Raw genomic sequence first — 4389 nt, 5'->3', positions numbered from 1 at the left:
GACTTTCTGAAGACCCGCAATTCCAAGGTCATCTATTCTGTTGCTCCGGCAAAGAGCCAGAAATTTGCAGCCGAGGACGTAAGTTCACAACAACTTGTCAGGAAAAGTGTATAGCGGACGCGGCGAGGTAAGTGTCGTTAGTCAGTCACAACCCGATATGGAGTTCTTTGAAACATGATGAATACATTTATTTTCAGCGTGAGGCAACTCAAAGCGCTGGCCTTGGCCGCCGTTTCCTTGGTACTGACTGCAAACGCCGATGCACAACCGGCAGCCTACCCCGCGAAGCCGATCAAAATTGTGATCGCGTTTGCGCCGGGAGGAATCGCAGATTCCGTCGGACGCCTCATCAGTCAGAAATTGAGCGACCGGCTCGGACAGCCTGTGGTCGTCGAAAATCATAGCGGGGCCGCAGGCAATATCGGAACCAGACTTGTCGCCAAAGCGGAGCCGGATGGCCATACGCTGCTCGTAAACACGACATCAATGGCGATCAACGTCAGCCTGTACAAAGAGGCCGGTTACAAGATTTCGGATTTCGTTCCTGTTGCGATTGCGGCTTCTACGCCAAATTTATTCGCCACTACGCCTTCCGTCAAGGCGGCGAATCTTCGTGAGTTGGCGCAGCTTTACAAAGGCAAGCAACTGACCTACTCCACTGCTGGAATTGGCAGCTCCTCTCATTTGACTGCGCATTATGTTTTCAACAATCTTTTGGGAATCGATTCTTTGCATGTACCGTTTAAAGGCGGCGCCCCGGCGATCACTGCCGCAGTCGCGGCCCAAGTGGACCTCGTAAGTGTGTCCATGCCGCCGGCTGTTCCGTTTATCAATGCCGGCCGTCTCAAAGGACTTGCGCTTGCCAGCGTTACTCGGGTAGCTGCCCTTCCAAATGTTCCCACGTTTGCGGAGTCCGGGATTCCGGATTTGGAAGATCTCTCTTGGGTGGGAGTCTTTGCGCCAATGAAGACCAGCAGCGATATCGTTGAGCGGCTCAATTCTGAAATAAACGCAATCCTGCGGCTCAATGATGTCCGTGAAAAGTTGCAGGCCTCTGGATTTGAGCCAGTCGGAGGGTCGACGCGGGATGTGACCGACTATGTCGGCAAAGAAGTAGCGAAATGGACAAGGATTGTCAAGGCTACCGGAGTAACAGTGGGTGATTGAGTATCACGGGCCGTCGGACTGAACACATAACCTCAGGGGCGAGATCGTAGTGAATGAAATTATGCAAATTGATTCCAACCAGCAGACTAAAGAGCCCAGTTCGAAGCCATCTTGTGTCCAGTCATTTCTGCCGCAACATCGCGATTTATATTATGGCGGCACCTGGCAGAAACCCCAAGGCGGCTATCTTGATACCTGGAACCCGGCGACAGGTGAGTCGCTCGGACTTTGCGCCGAAGCAAACTCGGCGGACGTCAATTCCGCAGTCGAGGCGGCCAAGCAAGCCTTCACTGCATGGAGCCAAATGAAACCGTCGGCCAGGGCAGTATTGATGCGGAAAGTGTGCGCAGTGCTTCGAGAGAACGCAACAAGTCTGGCAATGCTGGACGCTGCAAACTGCGGCAACCCGGTTGCGGAGATGACTCGCGATGTGCTGAACGCGGCGAATCAATGGGAGTTTTTCGCGGGCCTGGTCACCGAGTTGAAAGGCGAGACCATTCCCATGGGTGAAGGTATCGTCAACATGTCAGTACGTGAACCCTTCGGTGTGGTTGGTCGAATCGTTGCGTATAACCATCCGTTGATGTTTACTGCCGCCAAAGCTGCCGCGCCATTGGCGGCGGGCAATACCGTGATCATGAAGCCGCCTCACCAGGCACCGCTGTCGGCCTATCGGCTGATGGAGCTGATTGAAGGCATTTTGCCTGCGGGAGTCCTGAGCATTTTGAGCGGCGGTACCGAGTGTGGGCAAGCGCTGGTCGCACATCCTGACATTCCCTGCGTCTCCTTGATTGGCAGCGTACCGACTGGCCGTTCAGTAGCCAGGGGCGCTGCGGAACACTTGAAGCACGTCACGCTGGAACTGGGTGGAAAAAACGCGTGCATCATCTATCCGGACGCGGACATGGAACGCGCAATCAAAGGAGCGATCGCCGGCATGAACTTCACGTGGTGTGGGCAGTCATGCGGTTCTACTTCGCGCTTGTTCGTGCATGAGTCCATTCACGACGCAGTTGTTTCCGGCATCCTCGCGGGAATCAGCCACTTCAAACCGGGAATTCCCACAGATCAGGCAACCACCATGGGTGCGATTATTTCCCGTTCGCAGCTCGATAAGATCAAAGGCTATATCGCGCTCGGACTTAAGGAAGGTGCGAAGCTGGTCTACGGCGGCAATGTGCCGGCAGACCCCGTGTTGCAGCACGGGTTTTTCATCGAGCCGACCGTGTTCACTGATGTCAGCCAAGACATGCGGTTCGCCAGTGAAGAAATCTTCGGCCCCGTACTGTCCGTGATCAGGTGGAACGACGAAACGGCCATGCTTGAGCAAGTTAACCGAGTTGAATACGGGCTGACGGCGGCCATCTTTACCAGGGATCTCGCTAACGCGCACCGTGCCGCAGCCAAGGTGCAATCGGGATTTATCTGGGTCAACAGCGCCGGGCCACACTTTCTTGGCACCGGTTACGGAGGCTACAAACAATCCGGGATTGGTCGTGAGGAATCGATCGAGGAACTACTCGCGTTTACTCAGAGCAAGAACATCAACATCACGCTTTGACACGTCAATTTGAAACAAAAAGTAGACCTCTGAAGGTCGTTGGTGTGTGAGGATCTCAGTGATTTAACGGCTGAAACCCTTGGTGGGAAAGCTTCTCCCACTTCCACACTTCCCGGGCTTGCCGCATCAAATCCTGAAACTCTCCAGCGTCTCCGGCGCGAACAAGTCTTCCGGCTTCACGCGCCGCTTCGACAAGCCCTGCTCATGGTGATAGCGCAAAAACGTCTCCAGCGTTTCGTAATTCGCCTGCAAACCATAGGGCCAGAAGTCGTCACCCATTTCGCGCACCGTCTCTTCGACTTGCGCGTAGAGCCAGGGCAGCATGCCCTTCAACGCCGCCGTCTCGCGCAAGCTTTCGTAAGTACGGCGCTGTGATTCGGTGAATGCCTTCATCAGACATTGCGCAATCCAGCGGTTCGCTTCGTACACATCGCGACGCATCGCAACGGTGTGCATGATCGGGAAGCGTTTGGTCTCGCGCCAGTAGGCGAGCTCGACCTCGCCGTAATTTTCGAACAAGCGCTTCACCTTGCCGTCACCGCGTAAAAAACTTGAGGGCATGCGGGCGGTATAAAGTGCGTCGATTTCGCCCGCGTGCAGCATCTGCGTCAGCGTTTTGCCCGGGCTGATCGGCACCAGTTTGATGTTGGGCGGCAGATCAAGTTTGAGCTTCTCGTCGCGGTTCGGCTCCTCTTGGCCGCCGGACATGTAGGTCACGCTATCGACCGGCACGCCGTAATGGTCGGAGAGGATGCCGCGAATCCACACGGCGGCAGTCATCTGGTATTCCGGCACACCGATGCGCTTGCCGATCAAATTCTTCGGCTCCTTGATGCCCGCCGCGGTGTTGATGTAAATGCATGAGTGGCGGAAAATGCGCGACGGAAACGCCGGAATCGCCACAAACGGCCGCTCCGGCTTTTGCATCGACACGGTGTAGGACGACAGCGACATCTCGGAAACATCGAACTCGCGATTGCGCAGCATGCGAAAGAAGGTCTCTTCCACCGGCAAGTTGAGGTAGTTGAGGTCGATGCCATCTGGCTGCACCGAGCCGTCCATCAGTGCGCGGGTGCGGTCGTAGTCCCAGCAAGCGAGGGTGAGTTTTAGTTTTGACATGAATGTTTCGATTGGTTGATGGAACGCGGATGCGGTGCAGGCGCGCGTGAATCGTTCTGACGCGGCGTGTTATTCCGCTGTTGCCTCGGCCGTGCGAATCGCTTTCGCGTTCCGTTCTGCCGCGCACTCCAACAAACGTGCGTATTCAACGGGCCCGCCGCCTAAGCCTTCGATGCCGGCCATACTGAAGGCCTGCACTACGTCGGCTTCCTTGACCAGCTTGGCGATTGCGTCATTGACGCGGGCGACCACGGCGGCTGGGCTCCGCGACGGGGCGAAGATGAGTGAGTGGTGTCAAGCGGCGACGCGGCCGAAGAAGCGTGCGAGATGCGGCACCACCATGTCGATGGTCATCGGGTCCTGGTAGAACTGGATCTGGTTGCGCCCTTCTAGCCAGACCGCCTGTTTGTTTTTCGAGGCGATCTCGTCAAACAGGCGGCGCGGGATCACCGGCCCGGTGGCGGCGCGGTCACTGTGCACCATCAGCACCGGCTGGTTCAGCCGCCTCAGTTGCTCGTCGATGCGGTGACCCCAGATGTCGG

The 4389-nt window shown here is 56.4% G+C and carries 5 protein-coding genes; 2 read left to right on the top strand and 3 right to left on the bottom strand.

Annotation, left to right across the window (positions count from 1 at the left end; translation table 11 throughout):
- Positions 1-174 precede the first annotated feature (174 nt).
- Both SGJ19_01760 and SGJ19_01755 read left to right on the top strand, forming a co-directional pair.
- Positions 175-1167 carry a tripartite tricarboxylate transporter substrate-binding protein gene (locus SGJ19_01760; protein MDZ4778962.1) on the top strand — a complete coding sequence of 331 codons (993 nt, stop codon included), beginning with the start codon at positions 175-177 and terminating at the stop codon, positions 1165-1167.
- 61 nt (positions 1168-1228) lie between these two features.
- Complete coding sequence (locus SGJ19_01755) at positions 1229-2728, top strand: aldehyde dehydrogenase family protein (GenBank protein ID MDZ4778961.1); 1500 nt, start codon at positions 1229-1231, stop codon at positions 2726-2728.
- 126 nt (positions 2729-2854) lie between these two features.
- Here SGJ19_01755 and SGJ19_01750 read toward each other — a convergent pair whose 3' ends face one another.
- The 3 genes from SGJ19_01750 to SGJ19_01740 all read right to left on the bottom strand — a co-directional run.
- A complete protein-coding gene (locus SGJ19_01750; GenBank protein MDZ4778960.1) occupies positions 2855-3847 on the bottom strand; it encodes an ABC transporter substrate-binding protein in 993 nt (330 codons plus the stop codon).
- A 69-nt stretch (positions 3848-3916) separates the two neighbouring features.
- A complete protein-coding gene (locus SGJ19_01745) occupies positions 3917-4129 on the bottom strand; it encodes a tripartite tricarboxylate transporter substrate-binding protein (protein ID MDZ4778959.1) in 213 nt (70 codons plus the stop codon).
- Between the two features lie 12 nt (positions 4130-4141).
- On the bottom strand, positions 4142-4389 hold a 248-nt coding region (locus SGJ19_01740), incomplete at its 5' end, for a hypothetical protein (GenBank protein MDZ4778958.1).

It is taken from the genome of Planctomycetia bacterium (genome assembly GCA_034440135.1).
Classification (GTDB): Bacteria; Planctomycetota; Planctomycetia; order Pirellulales; family JALHLM01; genus JALHLM01.
This window is presented reverse-complemented; position numbering and strand designations above follow the sequence as displayed.

Excerpts from the sequence above, each read along its gene's own strand:
- SGJ19_01760 (MDZ4778962.1), top strand. The coding sequence starts at position 175 with ATGATGAATACATTTATTTTCAGCGTGAGGCAACTCAAAGCGCTGGCC.
- SGJ19_01755 (MDZ4778961.1), top strand. The coding sequence starts at position 1,229 with ATGCAAATTGATTCCAACCAGCAGACTAAAGAGCCCAGTTCGAAGCCA.
- SGJ19_01750 (MDZ4778960.1), bottom strand. The coding sequence starts at position 3,847 with ATGTCAAAACTAAAACTCACCCTCGCTTGCTGGGACTACGACCGCACC.